The organism is Oscillospiraceae bacterium CM (genome assembly GCA_022870705.1).
Classification (GTDB): Bacteria; Bacillota; Clostridia; order Oscillospirales; family Oscillospiraceae; genus Sporobacter.
In genome coordinates this window covers 1,907,195-1,928,741 of record CP072107.1, presented here as the reverse complement: position 1 = coordinate 1,928,741, position 21,547 = coordinate 1,907,195, and the positions used below count along the sequence as shown (strand labels likewise).

Below are 21,547 nucleotides of genomic sequence, written 5' to 3'. Positions count from 1 at the left end.
CATTTATTCTTTGTCAAATTCTCAACCATCAGCAGTGAAATCGTCAAGGGCCCATACCTGATTTTTGAAACGCTTTTTTCGTACATCTTCAATGCTATTGCCCTATATATTCTGATTTTCTATTCTATTAAGAACTCCGGCTTTTTCTCTCGGCAGTCAATTATGATTATTATCGGGGCTCTTTTCCCTTTGATCGTTGATATCTTATTCGTGCTTGATCTTTTCGAAATACCGCTCTATATGGAAACAGTCGCCTTCTCCATCGGCGTGTTCTTCTTTATGATCGCAATTAACAGGTTTGGCTTTCTTGGGGTTGTGCCGATTGCGCTTCAAACGGTCGTTGACCATATATCGGACTTCTATGTTGTCATCAACGAAGATAGGGAAATTATCGATTTTAACAAGCCCTTTGTGGATTATTTTAAAAACATAGCTGTGATTGCCAGAAAAGACAAATTAGAAGATCTGCTCATGCAAGTTGACCAATTAGCAACTCAAAAGTATGAAACATTCTTGAATTTTATTGACGAAGCCGTCAAATCAAATAAAACGGTCAGCTTTGAGAATCAATTTGTTTCAAATTCATTCGATAAAATAGTTACGGTTGAAATAACACCGATTTACAGTAATGCTCTGTACAAAGGTACTGTTATATTATTCAAAGACATCACCGAACAGAAAAAGGACGCCGAACTCATCGCAAAAACACAGCTCATGCTCATCGAAAGCGAACACCTGGTATCCTTGGGGCAGCTTGTCGGCGGCATTGCGCATAATCTGAAAACGCCGATCATGTCCATTTCAGGCGGTTTGGAGGGATTATCTGATCTCATAGAAGAATATGACGAATCGATTGGGGATGACGAAATTACACCGGAAGATCATCATGAGATCGCCGGAGAAATGCGGGCTTGGATCGGTAAAATGAAGGACTATACCGCCTATATGTCCGATGTCATCTCAACCGTCAAGGGTCAGGCCGTCCAGCTCACGGCGTCGACCACCGATTGGTTTACCCTGAGAGAGCTTTTAAAGCGTATTGAAATCCTGATGAATCATGAGCTCAAACGCTTCTCCTGCCATCTCAGGGTTCACTGCACAACCGATATGGATCAGCGAATAAAGGGTGAAGTCAACAGCCTGATCCAGGTTATCAACAATCTGATAGCCAACAGCATCGACGCTTATGAAGGAAAAGAAGGCGTTATCGAATTCATCATCAAGAAGGTCGACTCAATGGTGCTGTTTGAAATCAGAGATTATGCAAGCGGAATGACAGAAGAGGTTCAAAACAAGCTTTTTAAGGAAATGATCACGACGAAAGCCAAAAACGGAACGGGACTTGGGCTCTATATGTCCTATTCCACAATTACCGGGCGGTACGGCGGAAAGATGTGGTTTAAATCGGTCGCCGGTCAGGGAACATCGTTCTTTGTATCGGTACCGGCGGCTTAGGCCGGGGGGATTTAGGTATGAGAAGAAGAAAGACAGAAAAGGAAACCGAGTTTAATATTCTGGCGCTTGACGATGAAGTTGGTATCATCGATTCTCTGGCTGTCGTTTTAAGACGCAACGGATACGGATTTGAGGGCATGACCTCGCCGTATGATGCGTTAGCACGTCTGAAAACAGATGCCTTCGATTTACTGATTTTGGATTATATGATGCAGCCGATCAATGGTGATAAAGTTGTTGAGAAAATCAGAGAGTTCAATAAGGACTTATATATCCTTCTGCTAACAGGGCATAAGGATATGGCGCCGCCTGTTGAAACGATCAAAGCGCTTGATATTCAAGGTTATTGCGAAAAAAACGACAAGTTTGATCAGCTGTTGCTGCTTGTTGAATCGGCCATTAAAGTTATTACACAAAAAAAGACGATTTCACGCTATAACGACGGCTTAAACAAAATCATTGAAGCCGTGCCAAGAATTTATCAGCTGCAACCGATTGTGAATATTCTTGAGGATATCCTCGGCGAGCTGATGCGCCTCGTTAGCAGCAGCAGTGCTTTTATCTTAGTTGACAACGCGGCGGATCTCACCAGTGAGCATAAAAGCATTTTCAGAGGACTTGGCCAGTATGATACGACAATGGAAGAGTTTATGGCCATGCTTGATCCGGCTTTGATGGAGCAGATCGGCTCCACGAGAACGGAGAACAGGACACATCGTGTAACGAACGGCGTCATCCTCCCGCTGATTAGTGAATATGAACAGGTGGCCGGCGTTATTTATGTCGAGAGCAGCCACTACGAAGAAGATTTGCAGCTGTTGGAAATTTACGCGGCGCAGGCGTCATCAGCCATCTCCAACGCCTTTCTCCATTCGATGGTCAATTTGAAAAACGATGAGCTCAACAAAACGTATGACGAGCTTCGCAAGATGTATCTCGATACGGTCAATGCGCTGCGTCTGACGGTTGACGCCAAGGATGAGTATACACGGGGCCACTCCGACAGAGTAGCGTATTTCTCACAAAAAGTCGGTCAGGCGTTTGAAATGACAGAGCATGAATTGGAACTCTTGCGTGTCGGCGGCATTTTCCATGACATCGGTAAAATCGGCACGTCGGATGAGATTCTCAAGAAGTCTGATACGCTGAGTGTTTATGAGTATGAGATCATTAAGCAACATCCGTTAAAAGGCGCGCATATACTGGCGGCAATGTCTATGTTTGACGACGCGATTCCCCTCATCAAATGCCACCATGAGTGGATTGACGGCTCCGGTTATCCATTCGGCCTAAAGGGAGACGATATCCCATTTCTGGCGCGGATTCTTTCAGTAGGGGATGCTTTCGATGCGATGACATCCACGCGTCACTACCGGTCAAAGCTCAATTTGGATAATGCCAAGGATCAGCTGATCAAAGGTGCGGGAACGCAATTTGATAAAGATATCGTTGATGTATTTATCCGTGTGATTGTTGATGATTTTCAAAATGTTATGGACGGATTCGAGGGGACGTTGAAACCTGCGTGAGTATTAATCAGTTTTTAAAGGGAACACAATTCGACAGTAATTGAATCGCTGACGCGGTATACTACCTTAAAACTAAAAGGAGGTATTGGTATGCCGCGCGGGATTAAACGGGAACGAAACATTGCTGAAGAAATGGCATCCGTCAGTGCGCAGATAGCCAAGCACGAGTCGGTTATCAAATCACTTCGTTCACAACTTAATGCATTATTGGGGGAGCAGGAGCAGGCCGAATTGAAAAGCCTTAACAAGCTTCTGAAGGAATCAGGATTGACACCGGAGGAGCTCGCAAGCATGATCGTCAAACCAACAGAAGATATCGCTTGAGTGCACACAAGCGGCGGGCAGACGGATACTGCCCGCCGCTTGACTTTTGCATGCAATTGCCATGAATTTAAGTTATAATATAAGTGTTGGTTTCGTTTTTGATCAATGGGCCAAGGCGTTTTCCTTCTTTTGGTGTATGCCGTTTAAAGCGTCAACACCCGCCATATAGGCAATCAGGTCGAGCACTTTGCTGGAATAGCCGACCTCATTATCGTACCAGGCGATGAGCTTGACAAACCGGTCGTTTAAAGACAGACCGGCGCGTGCGTCGAAAATACAGGTGTGGTGATCCCCGATGAAATCCGTCGAGACGACGTCATCATCGACATATCGGATGATGCCACCGAATTCAGTGACCGATGCCCGCCGGATTTCGTCGCAAATATCCTGATAACTGGCCGGTAAATTCAGTTTTGCCGTCATGTCTACAACAGAGACATCAATAATCGGTACGCGCATTGAGATGCCCGTCAGCTTTCCGTTGAGAGCCGGGATAACCTGGCCGACGGCTTTTGCGGCACCTGTCGAGGCCGGGATAATATTGCCGATGATGGAGCGACCCGCACGCCAGTCTTTTTTCGACGGACCGTCGACTGTTTTCTGCGTTGCGGTGGCAGCATGGATCGTCGTCATGAGGCCCTCGCTGATACCGAAGCGGTCGTTTAATACCTTAGCCAGCGGGGCTAGACAGTTTGTTGTGCAAGAGGCGTTTGAGACAATATCCGTATCCCCTTTATATGTGCTGTGGTTGACACCCATAACATACATTGGTGCGTCGACTGACGGGCCGGTAATCACGACCTTTTTGACGCATCCGCCGAGGTGTGGCGCCGCCGCGCCGCTTCTTGTAAAAACACCGGTTGCCTCAACGATATATTCGCAGCCCGCACTTTCCCAAGAGATATGCGCTGGTTCCTTCTCTGCAAAAACCATAATTTTTCTGCCGTCAACATACAGATGGCCGCCTTTTGATTCAACGCAGCCGGGAAACGAGCCGTGTGCCGAATCATGGCGGAGCATGTATGCCATATAGTCGCTGTCTATAAACGGGTCGTTGATGGCTGTAAACGTGACGTCATCACGTTGCTGACCGGCCCTTAGAACAAGGCGCCCGATGCGCCCGAATCCATTGATTCCGATTTTAATTGACACTGTGATCCCTCCGATTTCTTATGTAGTCTTCGCAGTGCCGTTTTATATAAACCCTTTCGATCGTATTAAAATCATCCTCAAGCGGAAAATCATGGCGGCAAGCAAATCCAAGAGAAGAATAATAGATAAGAATGGACGATGAATAAGATGACACGCTTTTTAGACTTTGTTGAAATCAAAACAAAAATTACAAGCGTCTTTGCATTTTTGTTGACGCTTGCGTATCTCTTCGCCGCCGGGACGAAAATCGACGTGCTGCGGTCCGCTGTTTTCTTTGCCGGGATGTTTTTGTTCGATTTAACGGCAACTGCTATTAATAATTATTACGACACCAAAAAAAATGGGCTGCCGTTATCACTGCCGCGGCCGGCTGCAATGGGAACAATGATCGCATTGTTCCTGGCCAGCATATTTTTTGGGCTATATCTTTTTTATTTAACAGACCTTGTCGTGCTGGCGCTTGGCGGCGTCTGCTTTTTCTTCGGCGTTTTATACTCTTTCGGCCCAGTGCCGCTGTCGCACAGCCCTTACGGTGAAATTGTCTCCGGTTTTTTTTACGGTGCCGTCATCCCGGCCATACTCATTTACATCAACGTGCCGGAAGGTGCTTTGCTGGCTTATTCTTTTTCTGGTGGCAACCTCTATCTGCAAATCAACATTGCCTCGGCAATCGGCGTTGCCCTGCTGGCAGTCGTCCCCTTCTGCCTGACGGCCAATATCATGTTTGCAAACAATATCTGCGACGTTGAGCGAGATGTTGCCGTAGGCCGCTTTACGCTGCCATATTATTTAAAATCATATGCCCTGCCGCTTTTTTCCGCTTTTTATTATCTGGCCTATCTGTCCGTCGTTGTGATGGTTATCACCGGTTTTCTAACGCCGCTGAGCCTCCTGTTGCTGCTGACGATCATCCCTGTTCAAAAAAATATCAATATTTTTCATAAAAAGCAGATAAAAGAGGAAACCTTTATTATATCGATAAAGAATTTTATACTGATCATCACAGTTCATATTGCTTTAATAATTATCGGGGGGATCCTGCTCCGGTAGATAAGCGGCCGTTTTGCCGTGCCGCCCCCCCGTACGGGAGTTTTCTATGAAAAAAACATTGGCACGGCTTATTGCCGTTTGGAGTATCCTGCTCATTTTTTCCGGCTGTCAATCCAACCCGACGACAGCGCCAGAAAGCGCCTCGCCGTCCTCGCCAGGCGCGTCAAGCTCGGCCTCCGCATCGCCCTCGACGTCGGCAGGCTCAGCTAAAACGGGCTTGGCAATCCTGACATCGCTGACAAAATCGAAAGATGCCGCCTCGGCTGACGGCCTGGCAGAGGTGGACGCAACCGTTGTCGGCGTGATGGTCGACAAGAAAGGCAAAATCGTCAAGTGCGCCATTGATGCAGTCGAGGCCAAAATCGGCTTTGACAAAAAGGGACAGCTTAAAACACCCACAACGACAATGTTTAAAACAAACGACGAGCTTGGCGATGCCTATGGCCTCAAAGCGGTCTCTGGGATCGGCAAGGAATGGTACGAACAGGCAAACGCGTTTGCCAAATACGTTGAGGGGATGACGATTGACGATGTGAAAAACATTAAGGTCGACGAGAAGAACTATCCGACACAGTCCGACCTCAAAGCCACCGTTTCTATTTCAATCGGCAATTTTATTAAAGGCCTTGAAAAGGCCGTCAATAACGCCAAAAACGGCGGTGCGGCCGAATCCGATCGTCTCAGCCTCGGTATTATCACGGGCATGAGTCAGTCGAAAAATGCGTCCGACAGCATGGAGGGACTTGTTTACGTGACGTCAACAGTTGCCCTGTTGACGCGGGATACGGCGGGAAAAATTTCAGGCTGCATTTTGGATGAGACAAACAGCAGCATCAATTTCACGGCACAGGGCAGGATCACAACAGATCTTGCCGTTGACCCGCAGTCGAAGAATGAGCTCAAAGACGCCGTCGGTATTAAAGAGCAGTCCGGCATCGGGAAAGAGTGGTTTGAGCAGGCAGAGGCCTTTGCCAAATATGTCCGAGGCAAGATGCCGGGCGAGGTGGCCGGTATTGCCGTTGATGAAAAGGGCTTTGCAGTCTCCTCCGAACTGCGCACCTCAGTTGCCATCAGCATTGCCGATTTCAAGGCGGCAATCGCACAGGCCGCATCGGGCGTCTGATACAACAACGATCAAAAAGGAGAGGCGAAAGCCTCTCCTTTTTGACGCGCATAGCTTTGCTTTTCGTTTGCAAAAAAGCCGCTGCTATGGTACTATTTTCCCAAGCAGTGACATTTTCAGACGAAAGAGGGCGCTTGGATGAGCCTATACGATCAAATAGCCGCTGGGGAAGAGCGCATATCCGTCGTCGGCCTCGGTTATGTCGGCATGCCGATAGCCGTGGCGTTTGCCAGAAAAGCCAAAGTCATCGGCTTTGACGTCAATAAAGATAAAATTGCCCTTTACAAAAGCGGCGTCGATCCGACGCGGGAAGTCGGCGACAAGACCGTTCAAACAACGACGATGTCCCTCACATCGGATGAAAAAGAACTGAAAAACGCGAAATTTCATATTATCGCCGTCCCGACGCCGATTCATCCGGACAAAACGCCCGACCTCAGTGCCGTTATTTCGGCAAGCCGCGCCGTCGGCAGGAATCTTCAGGAAGGGGCTGTCGTTGTATACGAATCGACCGTTTATCCCGGCGTGACGGAAGAGGTCTGTGTCCCGATTCTTGAGCAGGAATCGAAAATGACGTGTGGCGTTGGATTCAAGGTTGGCTATTCGCCGGAACGCATCAACCCTGGTGATAAGGTTCACCGCCTTGAGACGATTACAAAAATTGTCTCCGGGATGGATGAGGATTCGCTTGATATCATTGCGCGTGTATACAGCCTCGTCGTGGAAGCGGGCGTTTACAAAGCCGAGAACATCAAAGTCGCCGAGGCGGCCAAGGTCATTGAAAACAGCCAGCGTGACATTAACATTGCCTTTATGAACGAGCTGGCCATTATTTTTAATAAAATCGGCGTCGACACAGGCGCCGTTTTAAAAGCCGCCGCGACAAAATGGAACTTTCTCAATTTCAGACCTGGCCTTGTCGGCGGCCATTGCATCGGCGTGGACCCGTATTATCTGACGTATATGGCCGAACAGGCCGGGTACCATTCGCAAGTGATCTTATCCGGGCGACGCATAAACGACAGTATGGGTAAATACGTGGCGGAGAACACCGTCAAAGCCTTGATAAAAGCCGGGGCGTCTGTTAAAAAGGCCCGGGTTGCGGTGCTCGGTGTGACTTTTAAAGAAAACGTCCCTGACGCGCGGAACACAAAGGTTGTCAGCATCATTGAAGAGCTCCTGTCATACGGGATCGAGCCGGTCATCTGCGACCCTGTTGCCGACACATCGGAAGTCTATAATATCTATGGTATCACCCTTGCCGACCATGCTGCTTTGAAAGATGTTGACGCTGTTATCGTCGCTGTGGCGCACGATGTGTACAGGGCGTTAACGGTGCGCGAGATTGACGGTATGGTTAAAAACACAGCCGGTGCCCAAAAGGTCCTAGTCGATGTCAAAGGCCTTTTTGACCGTGGTACCTTTGAAGCGTCCGGCTATTATTACTGGAGTTTGTAATATGGAAGAAATTTTAACGTTCCCAAAGGGGACGTCGTTTCTTGTGACGGGCGGCGCGGGCTTTATCGGGTCAAATCTGTGCGAGGCCATACTGGCGCTCGGCTGCCGCGTTGTCTGTCTGGACAATCTGTCAACCGGAAAAGCGGAAAACATCAATTTTTTAAGAAATCACCCGCTGATGACGTTTCTGAACGGCGATATCCGTACGCTTGACGACTGCCTCGAAGCCACACAGGGCATTGATTTCGTTCTCCATCAGGCTGCGTGGGGCAGCGTTCCGCGGAGCGTTAAGGAACCGTTGCTATACGAAGAAATCAACATCCGCGGCACGCTGAATATGCTGGAGGCCTCCCGCCGAAACGGCGTTAAACGGTTTGTTTACGCATCGAGTTCTTCTGTCTACGGCGATGAGCCGAACCTGCCGAAGACTGAGGGGCGCGAAGGCCGCTTGCTCTCGCCGTACGCGGTGACAAAGCGTGTCTGCGAGGAATACGCGGGCCTCTATACACGCCTTTATGGGCTTGAAACAATCGGGCTGCGTTATTTTAACGTTTTCGGAAAGCGGCAGGACCCCGACGGCGATTATGCAGCAGTCATCCCGCGCTTTATCCGGCAGCTATTGCGCGGCGAGCAGCCGATTATTTATGGAGATGGCGGGCAGAGCCGTGACTTTACGTTTGTCAATAATGTCGTGGAGGCGAACCTCAAAGCCTGCCTCGCGCCGGGGGACGCTGCCGGTGAGGTGTTTAATATCGCGTACGGTGGGCGGGCGTACCTCATTGACGTGTATAAAACGCTCAAAACGGCCCTATCATCAGGTATTGAGCCACAATTCATGCCGGAGCGCCCCGGCGATATCCGCCACAGTGCGGCAGATATCTCAAAGGCCAAAAGGCTGCTCGGATATGACCCGCAATTCAGCTTTGAGGACGGTATCCGCCTGGCGATCGACTGGTATAAAGCCAATATATCATCCTAAAAAAGCTGCTAAAGGCAATGTGCCTTTAGCAGCTTTTTTATCGGATATAAATACGCTCGCCGGTTGTTAACAGCTCTGCCGAGCGGCGCATGATTTCAGAAAACCGAGAACCAAGGTGGTTTTGTGCGCGCTTATACCGGCGGTAATCGACACTTTTGCCGTGCGCATCGCTTCCAAGCGCCGAGATTTTACCCGAATCAATCCAGCGCAGCAGGCGTCTCCTACCGCCGAGGCGCAGCAGACCGGCAGCATTCAACTGGCCAGTTACCCCGATTTCGAAAAGGCTTTCAACAAGGTGCGCTTCATATCGGTCAACATGAGCTATAACGGCTCTGCCGCCGGCGAGGTCATTAATTTTTTCGACGGTGTCATACGTTTTCAGTGACCATTTTGACCGAGGCATTTCGAGCAAAATCGTCTGATCGCCATTTAAAGCGAGACTGAACAGCCCCTCCATCTGCTCCATGCCGTCACAAAGCGTGACTTCAGCACCGAGATGTATTTGCGGTGTCGCCTCTGGAAGAGCATCCTTGAGAAGCGACCAGGCAGCCTGACGCCGTTCTAGAAACCGCTCCGGCGTGTCAATGGTGGGATAAAAGTGCGAGGTCGCAGCGATGATGTCAACACCGGCGCGACGGGCTGCCGCAACTTGGCGCAGTGCTGCCTGTACATCGCGGCAGCCGTGGTCCATCCCCGGCAGGATGTGGGCATGAAAGTCAATAACCATGGAAAAACTCCCGCTACAAACAATAATGTAAATAAATGGCAATTATGATTATAGCAGTCTCGTCAAAACACGTCAAGTTTTTTAAATACGCAAAAAAAAGGGGAGACGCCATTGGCGTCTCCCGTATGATTATAACACGCTTATTTTTGCGTATACTGCAGATTATCAAAGGTGCTTAGGCCAATGACGGTTTTGTCCGTTTTCGTGTAGGTGATTGAGACGGCGTCACCCTCCTGTGTCAGAGAAAGCTCTGGGCTGAGATCGGCAACGGCTGTAAAGATTTTTTCCGGTTTCTCAGCGAGGATGATATAGTAAATGGTGTTGCCGCCTGAAATTTGTGACGAAATACGCTCGATTTTGCCGGATAGCGTCTCCTGTTGGCCGCTTGTGTCAATCGCGGAGCTGCCGCCCGATTGATTGATGACAGAGCGGAAATTGGTAATGGCATCGCCAATCGTCTCACCGTTGCCGACGCTAGTATAGTCGCTGACGGAGACAAAGGCGTATTGCTTAATAAGGGCGGCGTCATCCTTCAGTGTCATGAAATACGCGGGTTTGCCGTCAACATTTGTGATGAGCGGGAACGATGCTGTATACTGAAGATTTTGAACCTTACCCTCCGCCGACTGCTGCGCGGCATATTCCGTCGCGCCGCCGATCTGATAATAATACGGTGTTTTATTCACCATATCGATCAGCACGAAACCGATGGTGCTTTCATCGGCACCAACGCTTGTGAGGCCGGTATAGAGATAGCAGCGGCCGTCATTATAGACGATGGCTTCGCCCTCCGACGTCTGGAACTTATCCTTGTTCGAGAAGTTGAACAGGCCGTGAATGTAATTGCCGCGGTTATTCAGCTGAGTCATCAAAAAGTCTTCCGGCTGTACGCGGTCAACCCAAGCGGGTATATTATCGAGATTATACCGGGTGGTTTCGCCAGTCGCAGCGTCAATCAGCAGGATACCGTCAGCCTCCGGCATGCTGATGCCAACGAGATTTTTGTAGGTGGTAATGACCCAGTATGGCCGCCCCTCGTCATTGATTTCAAAGGAATAATCGGTCATGCCGGTGAAAAGACCGCCGGAGAACCGCGCGTGGCGCATCAGGTTATCGAGCAGATAAGCGTTCGGTTGGTATTTGATGCTGTAGTTTTCAACGTACGTCACATCCCGCGGATTCGTTGCGGAGACGAGGATATATCCCGGCGTGCCGTCTAAGTCGGACAGCCATTTGAAAAAGCCGGAATGCAGGAGCGGGACAGCCCATACAAGCTTGCCGTTGACATTTTGTATGGTCGGGTCGCCGAGCGTGACCTGGCTGCCAAGGGAGGAACGCTCGCCCAGCTTTTTGTCGGCCAGCAGTGACGCCAATTCACTGTCGACAACGGGGAGCTGACTGATATCGATGGGCTGCACATCCGCGGCAAATTCGCGCAGCTGTGGCTCGGCAAGCTGCTCTTTGTAGACGTTGACGTGAAAAAGCGGGGCTGAAAAAATGCCGGCAAGAATAAATAAAACCCACGGAGCGCCCGCTGCGAGCAGATAAAACCGCCCTTTATTCGGCAGTTTATACCGAACGGCGCCGCTCATGCTGAAAACGATATTTTGCCGCCCCGAGCGCATCATCATGAAGGCGAGCGAAACAACCGTGATTAAAAATGCCCAGAAAGCGAGGCCTTCTCCATAAAGCGGGTTTAAGTTCGGTGAAAAGAAGAAGACGATCAGTGCAAAGAGGAAAAGAAGAACGCTGGTGGTAATGACATACTTTTTCATAGACACGTTCCTTTCGGATTATCTGTCTTAGTTTTTTGTATTATAACACAAACCAGCCGCAAGAGAAACCGCCGGCAGGAGCCATTGAGAATTCAAGTGATATCGGCAGTTGCGTTTTTTGCTGATTTCCGATATGCTGTGCGTATAGGAAACTGAAGTGGAGATATATGCATGGATATACGGGAAATACTGGCGTCGGTCGACCATACGAGGCTTGCCGTTGACAGCACGTGGGAGGACATCAAAGCGCTGTGTGACGACGCCGTCTCGTTTCAAACGGCCAGCGTTTGTATCCCGCCCGCCTTTGTCGCCAAAGCCAAAGCATACGTTGGCACGCGCATGAAGGTCTGCACCGTCATCGGCTTTCCCACCGGCTACGCCACCACGACCGCTAAGGTTTTCGAAACGCAGAACGCCGTTCAAAACGGGGCTGATGAAATCGATATGGTTATTCATATCGGCTCTGTCAAGGCTGGAGAGGTCGGCAATGTGCAGCGGGAAATCAGCGCCGTGAAAGAAGCCTGCGACGGGCGTGTCCTGAAGGTCATTATTGAAACATGCCTTCTGACAGAGGCAGAAAAGATCGCCATGTGCCGCGCCGTGACAGATGGGGGTGCCGACTTCATCAAAACCTCAACGGGCTTTTCAACGGGCGGCGCGACGTTTGACGATATCCGCCTCTTAAGGCGTTATATTGGCCCGGATGTCAAAATCAAGGCCTCTGGCGGTATCAGAAGCCTGGAAGACGCCGCCGAATTTTTGCGCCTTGGCTGTGCGCGTTTAGGAACGAGCCAAATTGTCAGGCTTTTGAAAGAAACGGGGGAGTCGGCATGGAATACAGCGCATTATTAAAGATGGCAGTGATGGCCCGAGGCGCGTCGTACGCGCCATATTCGCACTTTACTGTGGGGGCGGCGCTGCTCTGCACGGACGGCTCTGTTTACACAGGGGCCAATATTGAAAACGCGGCGCAGACGCCGACGGTCTGCGCCGAGCGTGTGGCAATTTTTAAGGCCGTCTCCGAAGGGAAACGAAGCTTTAAGGCCATCGCCGTTTCCGGCGGCAAAGATCGTGAGGCGCCGGATGCGGCGGTTTCGCCTTGTGGCGTCTGCCGCCAGGTCATGCTGGAATTTTGCGACGTCGGGAATTTTGACGTCATCGTCGCGGGCGCGAGCGGGGAGCCGACGACTTACCGGCTTGACACGCTCATACCGCTCGCCTTCGGCCCGGAAAAGCTCGTGTAAACAGAAAAGGCCCTTCAAGCACTTGAAGGGCCTTTTGTTTTTGCGGCGGATTGTGCCGCTATACGTTTTTCGTCAGCGGAACGCCCGGGATGGAGACAGACATAGCTTTTAAGGCAAAACGCTGGCCGTCCCACGTCAGCAGATTTTCAACCGTCCCCAGTGTGTCGGCGTTTGTCAGGCCGATGATGCGCTGTGCGGCTAGAAGGTCAAAATAATCACCTGTCTCACTGTTTGCAATCGGAGTCAGCGCCCCGAGCGGCAGGACACTGCCGGAGGTCGGTCGCAGGAGCCTGCCGTCCGGGCCGTAGGGGTTATTGGCGCCATCACTGACAGAGCCCGAGATATCGAGAAAAAACAGCCTGTTGTATTGCCCGCTTGTGACGCTGACACGGTAAAAGTCGTGATAATCCACCACATACTGAAAATGGCTGTTAAAGGCTTCAGAATCAAACAGCTCCCGCAGGATTTGTTTTTTGTAGGAATAAACGGTGCTATAGATATACCCGCCGCTTCCGCCGGCTTCAAGACTGACTTGGATATCACACGTCAGGTCTTGGTCGAAATCGCCAAGGAAGAGCTGCGCATGATAACCGGCCGTGCAGCGGGGTGCGACGGCCTTTGCTTGATTGTATCGCCCGTCCTGAATGACGAGTGTGATATTGTCGGCAAAAGGGCTGCTTGGACCGCCCGGCTTATTGCCGTAGAGATAGACGTTATCGGGTACACCGTCACCCGTGACGTCGCCGCGCTTGTAATCAAGCAAAAAGACACGTTGACCGTTAATGCTGTTGTAAATTCTGCGTTCCCCGAGATTGCCGTTCATGAAATACCCCCACTCACTCATAAAGATATCGATCAGACACGCGGTGGTGTGAAAGCGCCGACAAAACAAGGTCATTTGCCGCCTGCATGCCCGTCTGAAGTGCTCCTTGCATCCAGCGGTGGACGGCGGCAACATGTTCCCCCGCAAAAAAAACACGGTTATCATATTCCGGCAGTGCCATGTCGGCGGCGAAGAGACGCTTCTGTGCGGGCGTATAAAAGCAGAGCGCCCCACGGAAGGTCGGTTCCTGATTCCAGTTGACGGTTTTAAGAGCCAAGACCGATTCAGTGACAGCTTCCGCCGTTAAACCGTGGACAGCGGCTACGTTTTGAAGTACTTCCGCCGACAAGACGCCGCTAAACTGATTGAAAAGACGTGTGGTATCGAGGTTAAAGTTATAGCTGCCAATCAGAACGCCGGGCGCCGGACTCAGGTTCTCGGCAAAGTCGGCCGTCTCATTTGGGGCGCGCAGGCGCCGCGCACTGTCCGACGGATACCAGAGCGAGGCCACCGGCAGATCGGAATACGACCCACCGCCGAAAATCCCTTGCTTTTCCCAGAAGCGTTCACGGCAGCACAGCAGCATTTTTTGAGACGGCGTGTAATTGACCTCCCGGATGGCGCGCATTTTTTGGCCGGAAAAGAGCGGTGTGACGGTTACGTTACGTAATGTTGAAAACGGCAGCGCGCAGACGAGATAGTCAAAAGTTTCGTATTGACCGGTATGGTCTGAAAGATTGTCATAACAAAGCGTGACGCCACGGCCGCCGCCGTCTGCAGCAATGGCACGGATAAGGCAGCCGGGCCGGTAGGTAACGCGCCCAATAGGGGATTGGCGAAGCGAACCATATGGGTTTTCAGTAAAAAAAGACTGGTAAAAGGCTGACGGGAGGCGCGCTGTGCCGCCGTCTATGGCATAGAGATACGACAAGTCCGCCGGATAGCTTTCCTGAATGTAGTCAATAAAGCTGCTGTATAAATTTCCGTCCAAAAGGGGCGCGAAGTTTGACACAAGATTGATGGCGGCCTGACTGAGGCCGCCTTCTTCCATTAAGGTGAGGCTCGTCTTGTTGATCCAATCAAGCGTTTCGGGTGCGTAATGCGCTTTTGTCTCAAGAATCTCCAGGCGCGCGCGCTGGGACGCGCGCAGAAGATGTGCGTCTGTCCCGGCATATAAGAGCTTTTGCCAGCTCATGGCACGTTCTCGCGGATTGAGCGCATATTTCGGGTAAATAAACGACTGTACGTTGCGGCCGTCCGCGTCGTTTCGGACACGGATATTCTTCAAATAGATAAAGCTGTTTGGGTTCGACTGAATAAAAGGATACGTTGAAAGCCGAAATTCTCGGATGTAATGCCAGACTGTCTCGTGGGAAACGGGGATGCGCATAGGGCCAAATTCACCGATGAGCCCAGGCTGATTGCCAAAGGCATATGTATAAACACGCCCGCCGACGCGGTCGGTCAGCGCGTCAAACACGGTGATATCAAACCCCAACTTGCGCAGCTCGTAGGCGGCGGAAAGACCGGCCAGACCTCCGCCCGCGATCCCCACGCGAACACCCCGGAAGATTCCCGGTTGGGCGAGCGAAGTGACCGGCACGGGCGGTGCCATTCGCATAAGAATTGCTTTAAAGTCGCCGGGCCAGCCCTTCTGCTTCAGTGCGGTTTTAAACAGCAGGTGTCTGTCTTCCGGTGTCGGGTTATCCGGCTGTGGCGGGTCAAGCATATATTGGCTGTTCAGACTCATAAGCGCCTCCGCCGACCGCATACAAAGACGGCCTCAACTTATGATATGACGGGCGCTATGAAAGTGTGAATCGTAACGGAGAAAGGACATGAAGGAATCCTCAAATATTTGACTGTTGACAAGAAAAATATTTTTTGCTATTTTATTATTGACAGACGAGTCAATCAACGGAGATGAAACGATGAGTCCTCGTAACGAAGAACAAAACATGCAAATCAAGGATGAGCGCCGCGAACAGATTTTGTCGGCAGCACTCAAGGTTTTTGCCAAAAAAGGCTTTGCCGCTTCTAAAATCAGCGATATCGTCGCCGCGGCCGGCGTGAGCCACGGGCTTTTCTATCACTATTTTAAATCAAAAGAAGATGTTTTTTATGAGCTGCTGAAACTGGCGATCACATCGTCAACCCAGGCGATTTTGATGGTAAATAACATGCCGATTTCACCGCTGGAAAAGGTACGGCAGACGGCAAAGTATATCCTCGGCGGCATTGAGAGCTTTGAAGATTCGGCGTATTATTTTTTGATCGTGATACATGCTTTTGTGATGGATGCTCCCGCTGAAATCAAAGCACTGACGGAGAATCCAAATCTTCAGATATTTTCGAAAATCGTCCGCGACGGGCAGCAGACCGGCGAGATCAGGGAAGGAGACCCCGACGGCATGACGATGACCTTTTTCGCGGCGATTCAGGGGCTTGCGATGTATAAGCTGGCCTTGCAGAATTTTAAAATGCCAGACCCGGAAATACTCGTCAGCATGCTCCGGAAAGCGTAATCCAAATCCCCTGCCGCTGCCCGGCAGGGGATGCATTGGGCATATTGTTGACTGACGAATTAATCAATAATAAACTGTATTCGGGAGGTTCATATGAAAAAGGTACTCATCATCGGCGCGGGTATCGCGGGGCTCACCTGCGGCATTTACGCGCAGAAAAACGGCTTTGAAACGGAAATCTATGAGCTGCACACGATCCCTGGTGGCGAGTGCACCGGCTGGGACAGGAAGGGGTACCATTTTGACGGCTGCCTTCATTGGCTTGTCGGCACAAGGCCGGGCACATCGCTTCATACGATCTGGCGCGAGACGGGCGCTTTGGACGATGGCGTTGACATCATCGACTTTGACGTTTTTATGCACTATATCGATGGGGATAAAGAAGTCAATTTCTACACAAATGCCGACAAGCTGGAAAAGCATTTGATTACCATCGCGCCTGAGGATAAACGCGCGATTAAAAAGCTGTGCGCCGCGCTGCGCCGGATGGGCAGCTTCGGCATGCCGATTGACAAGCCGATGGATTTGATGACAGGCGGCGATGGGCTGAGATTCGCGGTAAAAAACCTCGGCAGCCTTTCGCCGGTCAGGCGCTATAGCGCCATGTCGATGGAAGAGCTCGTCTCGTCGTTCAAAAATCCGCTGCTCAAAAAAGCGATGCTGGCCTTTATCCCGGAGCATTACACGGCAATGGCGTTTATCTCCACGCTGGCGGGGATGAATGCGGGGGACTGCGGCTATCCGCGCGGCGGCTCCCGCGCGCTGGCCCGGCGTATGGCGCAAAAGTTCTTGTCCCTCGGCGGCAAAGTGTTTTACAATTGCAAGGTCGATAAAATTCTTGTGGAGGGCGGTAAAGCCACGGGCATTCGGCTGGCCGACGGGCGCGAGGTCAGAGCCGACCATGTCGTTTCCTGCGCCGACGGGTACGATACGCTGACGCGTCTGCTGGATGACAAATTGACGCCGCCCGTTTATCAGAAGCTATTCAGGCAGCCTAAAATGTATCCGACGATGACAAGCGCCCTCGTTTTCCTCGGCGTGGACGCCGATATTCCGTATACTTATAGGGGCATGCAAGTGCGGCGCGACAAGGCGTTTACGGCAGGCGGCATCACGAGCGAGAGCGCCATGATCACCCATTATGGGTTTGACGGCACGATGGCACCGGCGGGCAAAACCGTTTTCGGCTGTTACTACCTCGCCAACTTTGATTATTGGAACGCGCTATATAGCGACAAGGAAAAATATGAAGCCGAGAAGATAAAACTGTTAAAAGGTTGATTGTAAAATGAAATTGAACACTTGAACAGAAAAATCCATAGTGATTATTCTTCGTGGTAAAATGTAGTTCCTACACAACATCTGCCACCGAAAGGATACAATCACTATGGATAACAATGATTCTATCACAGTCAGCGCAGAACGCAAGAAAGGGCAACACTTGAGCTTGGAAGATCGTGGTGCTGTCAAAGCCCTCTTGAAGCAGGGACTTGGCGTACGCGGCATCGCCCGAAACATTGGCTGTTCACCGTCCACCATCTCATACGAGTTAAGGCGAGGTACACCGACACGGAAGAGCAACAGGGGCCAAGCACCTGGCTATTCTCCGAAACTCGGCGAGGCCATCTACAAGGCTAATCGAAGGGCTTGTGTCAAGCCCCTCAAAGCAGGCTCCTGCAAGACTTTCATTGACTGGGTAGTCAAGCAGATCCGGGAACACAAGTGGTCGCTGGATTCCTGCTGCGGATATGCGAAGCGACAGCGTTTGTACAGTGAAGATCAGATGGTTTGTACCCGCACTCTGTACAACATGGTCTGGGCAGGCTTGCTTCCCATCACGCCGACCGAACTGCCGGAAGCCTTAAAACGCAGCACCCGAAAGGCCAGGGGCAGGGAAAACAAAAAGCACTACGGCACAAGCATTTCCGCCCGTCCTGAGATCGCTTCCCTTCGTATAGAAGGCGGCCACTGGGAGGGCGACACCGTGGTTGGAAAACGAGCTGGGAAAGAGGCAGTTGTACTCTCTCTGCTGGAGAAGAAGACCGAGCACTACATCGCCATTCGTATTCCCGGAAAGACCAGTGATGCGGTGATGTCTGCCATGAAAAGCCTACGCGCTGAGTACGGGGAACGTTTTTCACAGATTTTTAAGACGATTACCGTAGACAACGGCAGCGAGTTCGCCGACTTTGCAGAAGTCGAGGCTTGGGGTTCCCAGATCTACTTTGCCCACCCATACAGCTCTTGGGAACGTCCTCAGAACGAAAGGCATAATGGACTGTTCCGGACCTTCGTTCCAAAGGGAACATCTATTGAGCAGTATACAGACGAGGACATCCTGTCCGCTGCTGATGAGTTAAATGGGCGACCCCGGAAGAAGCTCGGATACCACACGCCAGAGGAACTATTTGAAGCCTTTCTTGATTCCGAATACGCAGCCTGACGGCTGCGACAACCTTGGCACAGACAGCGCCTGCGGCACCATCTGTGTCCAAGGTTAATTGATGGGAACGATTTTGCCTCGGGGTGTTCAATTTGCACTTGCAATTTATGAAAACTGTTAAAAGACGCCATCTCAGAGGTCACAAAATGTTATCCCGCGATCGAAGGAAAAATTGAGGTGACAGACGTCGTCACGCCCATGACGTATGCGCGCTACTGCAACGCCTGGCGCGGGTCCTGGATGACGTGGGTCAAGAACGATAGGGATGTGCCCCGGTATTATCCCGGCGTCCTCCCCGGCCTTGAGAATTTTATCATGGCGGGGATGTGGACACTGCCGCCCGGCGGCTTGCCGGGCGCAGCCGCGGCAGGCCGGTTCGCCGCGCAGCGCCTGTGCTTACAAAATCACATTGCCTTCAGAGGCGAGTAAGATAAGAAAAATGATCACAGAGCACATCTTTGGTTAGAAAACCCGCAATACACGGCTTTTGTGGCGTGTGCTGCGGGTTTTTGAGCTGCTGTTATTCAAGCGCTTTTGAGCGCCTTTGGCCGGTTTGAGACGGTCACCGCGAGCCCACTTAGCACAAGCCAGGCGGCAGAGCAGAGCGCAAGCCATAAAAAGTTCATGACGCTCCCACCGCCAAATAGCGCATCGGCAGCCAGCATGAAAAAGCGGCCGGGGAGCACGCTGGACAGGAAGAGCAGTGTCCCCGCCCAGGGCGGCAACGTGAAAAGCATGCCGCATAGAACACCCTGCGTGATTGTGAAGACCGGCGCAATCAGCATCAGTTGAACTGTTTTTGACAGGCAGGACGCCAAGAAAAGCGTAAGGCCCATAATGCCCGCCATGTAAAGCGCTAAGGGGAGGAGCAGATACAAGGCGACAGAAAAACTGCCGTACCCCAAAAGTGCCAGCACGATGCCGGACAGGCACCAGCCGCCGAGCGACAGGGCAATAATCGCCAGAGCAGAGCCAGTATACGCGCTGGCAGGGCTGATACCAATAGCATGCATCCGCTCGCCGAGCGCTTTGCGGCGCGTTGCCATAACCCAACCGGCGCTGGCAATGATGAAGAGCGACGAGAAGGCCGCATACCAAGCGCATGATAATAAAATGACGCTTTGTGACCGCATTTCCGGCGGTGCCGGAATATGACTTTTGACCGTTACCGTGTTATGGCCGTGGAGAAGCGTATCAAATTTTTCACGCAGGGCTGCTGTTTGCTCTGCGGTCATGGCGATGCCCTGGCTGGAGAGGTAGCTGTCAAGCTCGATAAAAGCCCGTTCTTCGATCCAGACGGTGAGAACGCTGTTGATAACCGTTTCACTGAGCGTGGCTGCGGCGGTTGCGCTCGGTGCGGTGTACTGCGTCAGCAGGCCTTCATACGCGCCAAGCCGGAGCTTTTCAGTGAAATCGGTATGAATGACGAAGACGGCTTCAAGGCGGCCCATGGCCAGATAGCGCAGTGCTTTCTCCCGCGGGTAGGTATAGACCGTCACGGTGTCGTTGTAATCGCTAAGAAACTGCAAGAGGCTTTCCGATAAGCTACCCCCGTCTTCATTCACGAGGCCGATGGGCAAACGCGTCTGTGAGACGTATCGGCTGGAGAGAGCTGGAACGAGCGCCGCCCCGGCGGCGACGAGAATAAAAACCCAAACGTGTACCTGACGGATGGAGGCCTTCCACCGGATTTGAAACATTTTGAAAAGATATATCAGACAGATGACCTCCTCAAAAAGCCCGTGAAAGCCCCTGCCAGACCGAATAGGCACCACAGAGCCGTTTTCAGCATGTCAAAGGGGTAAGCGGCACTATCAAATTTAAAGATCGTGCTGCCGAGCAGCCGGACGGCGGCGCGCAGCGGTGACCATTGGCCGACGGCGGCTGCCCAGCGCGGCAGCATGCTTTCGGGCAAGATGGCACCACCGACGGCGGCGAAGGCGACAATCAGCCAAAAACCAATCCACACAGCCGTATCTCTGTTCGGAATCCAGGCCGACAGACTGAGAGACAGGGCGGAAAATGTCAGCGCCAGCAGCCCCATAGCACCGAACAGCGCCAACAGATTTCCGCTGAATAATCGCGTCAGGCTTGACGCCCCGATGCCGACAGGGAAGACGAGAAACGCGACGATGAGCAAAAACAGGGCACCGGAAAAAAGCCGGGCGAGCAGAAATTTACGACGCATACCGCGCGAGCGCACAACGCGTTGAAGGACGGATTCGGAAAAATCGGCGGCTGAAAACGCTGTGAGCGGCAGCATGGCGAGCGAGAGAAACCACGTCAGCATGGCAGACAGGCACAGCTCAGCCGGGAGATAGTCTCCAGCTGCAGAAACAAAGCCGGTTTGACCTAAAACAGCCTTTCGGTTCGTCACGACGGAAATGCCGAGATCTAAAAGCCTGTTGTAAAAGGCGTCTGTCTGCCCGGCGTCGGCACCGACTGACAGGGCATAATCACGCACGGCACCAAGCGCGTTCTGCGCGCGGCCGACGGTGTTGAGGGCTGTTTCAACGGCTGTGAGAACAAGCGCGCACTCCAGCGTATGATACGTGTTGCCGTAAATTTGAAGCTGCACACTTTTTCCGGCGCTCAGGTCATCATAAAAATGGCTGGGGATGTAAAGCATGCCTGATACTTTGTCCGCATCGATGAGTGAGAGCCCCTCGTCAAGTGTTTTGACGCTGGAGATGGTGACGACGCCTTTGAAGGCTTTGGAATTGGCGACATAGTCAATGAATTTAACGGAGGGGTCCGTGCCGTCGTCATTGCAGATGACAAAGCAGCTGACGGAAACACGCGCCCGCGTGACAAGAAGCGGTGCGAGGACAGAGGCAAAAAGCAGCATGACAACGAGCGGTACGACAAGGCATAAAATCACCGTCGCACGGCTTGTAAAGATTCGTTTGAGGTCACATCGAAAAAATCTGCCCATTAAAA

Annotated in this window: 20 protein-coding genes; 13 read left to right on the top strand and 7 right to left on the bottom strand. The window is 51.5% G+C overall.

Annotated elements, in window-relative coordinates; all coding sequences use genetic code 11:
• Positions 1 to 240: 240 nt before the first annotated feature.
• The 3 genes from IZU99_09570 (at position 241) to IZU99_09560 (ending at position 3,308) form a co-directional block, all read left to right on the top strand.
• A complete protein-coding gene (locus IZU99_09570) occupies positions 241 to 1,455 on the top strand; it encodes a HAMP domain-containing histidine kinase (GenBank protein UOO38809.1) in 1,215 nt (404 codons plus the stop codon).
• A 17-nt stretch (positions 1,456 to 1,472) separates the two neighbouring features.
• A complete protein-coding gene (locus tag IZU99_09565) occupies positions 1,473 to 2,984 on the top strand; it encodes an HD domain-containing response regulator (GenBank protein UOO37484.1) in 1,512 nt (503 codons plus the stop codon).
• Positions 2,985 to 3,074: 90 nt separating this feature from the next.
• Positions 3,075 to 3,308 carry a hypothetical protein gene (locus IZU99_09560; GenBank protein UOO37483.1) on the top strand — a complete coding sequence of 78 codons (234 nt, stop codon included), beginning with the start codon at positions 3,075 to 3,077 and terminating at the stop codon, positions 3,306 to 3,308.
• Positions 3,309 to 3,410: 102 nt separating this feature from the next.
• Here the strand turns inward: IZU99_09560 and gap are convergent, their stop codons facing one another.
• Positions 3,411 to 4,460 (bottom strand): type I glyceraldehyde-3-phosphate dehydrogenase, encoded by a 1,050-nt coding sequence (gene gap / locus IZU99_09555; GenBank protein UOO37482.1) that lies wholly within the window; start codon positions 4,458 to 4,460, stop codon positions 3,411 to 3,413.
• Between the two features lie 147 nt (positions 4,461 to 4,607).
• Between gap and IZU99_09550 the strand changes: the two genes are divergently transcribed.
• The 4 genes from IZU99_09550 to IZU99_09535 all read left to right on the top strand — a co-directional run bounded on the left by IZU99_09550 (position 4,608) and on the right by IZU99_09535 (position 9,070).
• On the top strand, positions 4,608 to 5,510 hold the full coding sequence (locus IZU99_09550) for a UbiA family prenyltransferase (protein UOO38808.1): 903 nt from the start codon (positions 4,608 to 4,610) through the stop codon (positions 5,508 to 5,510).
• Between the two features lie 46 nt (positions 5,511 to 5,556).
• Positions 5,557 to 6,633, top strand: a complete 1,077-nt coding sequence (locus IZU99_09545; protein ID UOO37481.1) for a hypothetical protein — start codon at positions 5,557 to 5,559, stop codon at positions 6,631 to 6,633.
• A 138-nt stretch (positions 6,634 to 6,771) separates the two neighbouring features.
• Positions 6,772 to 8,091, top strand: coding sequence for a nucleotide sugar dehydrogenase (locus IZU99_09540; GenBank protein ID UOO37480.1), 1,320 nt, complete (start codon positions 6,772 to 6,774; stop codon positions 8,089 to 8,091).
• A gap of 1 nt (position 8,092) precedes the next feature.
• Complete coding sequence (locus tag IZU99_09535) at positions 8,093 to 9,070, top strand: SDR family oxidoreductase (protein UOO37479.1); 978 nt, start codon at positions 8,093 to 8,095, stop codon at positions 9,068 to 9,070.
• 37 nt (positions 9,071 to 9,107) lie between these two features.
• On the opposite strand, the gene IZU99_09530 is transcribed toward IZU99_09535, so the two are convergent.
• Together IZU99_09530 and IZU99_09525 are read right to left on the bottom strand one after the other, a co-directional pair.
• Positions 9,108 to 9,797, bottom strand: a complete 690-nt coding sequence (locus IZU99_09530) for a hypothetical protein (protein UOO37478.1) — start codon at positions 9,795 to 9,797, stop codon at positions 9,108 to 9,110.
• Between the two features lie 140 nt (positions 9,798 to 9,937).
• Positions 9,938 to 11,572, bottom strand: a complete 1,635-nt coding sequence (locus tag IZU99_09525) for a hypothetical protein (protein ID UOO37477.1) — start codon at positions 11,570 to 11,572, stop codon at positions 9,938 to 9,940.
• Between the two features lie 171 nt (positions 11,573 to 11,743).
• Between IZU99_09525 and deoC the strand changes: the two genes are divergently transcribed.
• Positions 11,744 to 12,424, top strand: coding sequence for a deoxyribose-phosphate aldolase (deoC, locus tag IZU99_09520; GenBank protein UOO37476.1), 681 nt, complete (start codon positions 11,744 to 11,746; stop codon positions 12,422 to 12,424).
• Complete coding sequence (gene cdd, locus IZU99_09515; GenBank protein ID UOO37475.1) at positions 12,403 to 12,816, top strand: cytidine deaminase; 414 nt, start codon at positions 12,403 to 12,405, stop codon at positions 12,814 to 12,816. Before deoC ends, cdd begins: the two co-directional genes overlap by 22 nt.
• A gap of 58 nt (positions 12,817 to 12,874) precedes the next feature.
• Here the strand turns inward: cdd and IZU99_09510 are convergent, their stop codons facing one another.
• Both IZU99_09510 and IZU99_09505 read right to left on the bottom strand, forming a co-directional pair.
• Positions 12,875 to 13,639, bottom strand: coding sequence for a VCBS repeat-containing protein (locus tag IZU99_09510; protein ID UOO37474.1), 765 nt, complete (start codon positions 13,637 to 13,639; stop codon positions 12,875 to 12,877).
• Between the two features lie 13 nt (positions 13,640 to 13,652).
• On the bottom strand, positions 13,653 to 15,389 hold the full coding sequence (locus IZU99_09505) for an FAD-dependent oxidoreductase (protein UOO37473.1): 1,737 nt from the start codon (positions 15,387 to 15,389) through the stop codon (positions 13,653 to 13,655).
• A gap of 181 nt (positions 15,390 to 15,570) precedes the next feature.
• Here IZU99_09505 and IZU99_09500 point away from each other — a divergent pair, with 181 nt between their 5' ends.
• The 4 genes from IZU99_09500 (at position 15,571) to IZU99_09485 (ending at position 19,036) form a co-directional block, all read left to right on the top strand.
• Positions 15,571 to 16,164 carry a TetR/AcrR family transcriptional regulator gene (locus tag IZU99_09500; GenBank protein ID UOO37472.1) on the top strand — a complete coding sequence of 198 codons (594 nt, stop codon included), beginning with the start codon at positions 15,571 to 15,573 and terminating at the stop codon, positions 16,162 to 16,164.
• A 93-nt stretch (positions 16,165 to 16,257) separates the two neighbouring features.
• Positions 16,258 to 17,445, top strand: coding sequence for an NAD(P)/FAD-dependent oxidoreductase (locus tag IZU99_09495; protein UOO37471.1), 1,188 nt, complete (start codon positions 16,258 to 16,260; stop codon positions 17,443 to 17,445).
• 106 nt (positions 17,446 to 17,551) lie between these two features.
• Positions 17,552 to 18,607: an IS30 family transposase gene (locus IZU99_09490; protein ID UOO37470.1), complete on the top strand. Its 1,056-nt coding sequence runs from the start codon at positions 17,552 to 17,554 to the stop codon at positions 18,605 to 18,607.
• A 177-nt stretch (positions 18,608 to 18,784) separates the two neighbouring features.
• Positions 18,785 to 19,036: a hypothetical protein gene (locus IZU99_09485; protein UOO37469.1), complete on the top strand. Its 252-nt coding sequence runs from the start codon at positions 18,785 to 18,787 to the stop codon at positions 19,034 to 19,036.
• 95 nt (positions 19,037 to 19,131) lie between these two features.
• On the opposite strand, the gene IZU99_09480 is transcribed toward IZU99_09485, so the two are convergent.
• Together IZU99_09480 and IZU99_09475 are read right to left on the bottom strand one after the other, a co-directional pair.
• Positions 19,132 to 20,379: an ABC transporter permease gene (locus tag IZU99_09480; GenBank protein ID UOO37468.1), complete on the bottom strand. Its 1,248-nt coding sequence runs from the start codon at positions 20,377 to 20,379 to the stop codon at positions 19,132 to 19,134.
• Complete coding sequence (locus tag IZU99_09475; protein UOO37467.1) at positions 20,322 to 21,542, bottom strand: ABC transporter permease; 1,221 nt, start codon at positions 21,540 to 21,542, stop codon at positions 20,322 to 20,324. Before IZU99_09475 ends, IZU99_09480 begins: the two co-directional genes overlap by 58 nt.
• Positions 21,543 to 21,547 lie beyond the last annotated feature (5 nt).

Excerpts from the sequence above, each read along its gene's own strand:
- IZU99_09570 (UOO38809.1), top strand. The coding sequence starts at position 241 with ATGGAAACAGTCGCCTTCTCCATCGGCGTGTTCTTCTTTATGATCGCA.
- IZU99_09565 (UOO37484.1), top strand. The coding sequence starts at position 1,473 with ATGAGAAGAAGAAAGACAGAAAAGGAAACCGAGTTTAATATTCTGGCG.
- IZU99_09560 (UOO37483.1), top strand. The coding sequence starts at position 3,075 with ATGCCGCGCGGGATTAAACGGGAACGAAACATTGCTGAAGAAATGGCA.
- IZU99_09550 (UOO38808.1), top strand. The coding sequence starts at position 4,608 with ATGACACGCTTTTTAGACTTTGTTGAAATCAAAACAAAAATTACAAGC.
- IZU99_09545 (UOO37481.1), top strand. The coding sequence starts at position 5,557 with ATGAAAAAAACATTGGCACGGCTTATTGCCGTTTGGAGTATCCTGCTC.
- IZU99_09540 (UOO37480.1), top strand. The coding sequence starts at position 6,772 with ATGAGCCTATACGATCAAATAGCCGCTGGGGAAGAGCGCATATCCGTC.
- IZU99_09535 (UOO37479.1), top strand. The coding sequence starts at position 8,093 with ATGGAAGAAATTTTAACGTTCCCAAAGGGGACGTCGTTTCTTGTGACG.
- IZU99_09530 (UOO37478.1), bottom strand. The coding sequence starts at position 9,797 with ATGGTTATTGACTTTCATGCCCACATCCTGCCGGGGATGGACCACGGC.
- IZU99_09525 (UOO37477.1), bottom strand. The coding sequence starts at position 11,572 with ATGAAAAAGTATGTCATTACCACCAGCGTTCTTCTTTTCCTCTTTGCA.
- deoC (UOO37476.1), top strand. The coding sequence starts at position 11,744 with ATGGATATACGGGAAATACTGGCGTCGGTCGACCATACGAGGCTTGCC.
- cdd (UOO37475.1), top strand. The coding sequence starts at position 12,403 with ATGGAATACAGCGCATTATTAAAGATGGCAGTGATGGCCCGAGGCGCG.
- IZU99_09510 (UOO37474.1), bottom strand. The coding sequence starts at position 13,639 with ATGAACGGCAATCTCGGGGAACGCAGAATTTACAACAGCATTAACGGT.
- IZU99_09505 (UOO37473.1), bottom strand. The coding sequence starts at position 15,389 with ATGAGTCTGAACAGCCAATATATGCTTGACCCGCCACAGCCGGATAAC.
- IZU99_09500 (UOO37472.1), top strand. The coding sequence starts at position 15,571 with ATGAGTCCTCGTAACGAAGAACAAAACATGCAAATCAAGGATGAGCGC.
- IZU99_09495 (UOO37471.1), top strand. The coding sequence starts at position 16,258 with ATGAAAAAGGTACTCATCATCGGCGCGGGTATCGCGGGGCTCACCTGC.
- IZU99_09490 (UOO37470.1), top strand. The coding sequence starts at position 17,552 with ATGGATAACAATGATTCTATCACAGTCAGCGCAGAACGCAAGAAAGGG.
- IZU99_09475 (UOO37467.1), bottom strand. The coding sequence starts at position 21,542 with ATGGGCAGATTTTTTCGATGTGACCTCAAACGAATCTTTACAAGCCGT.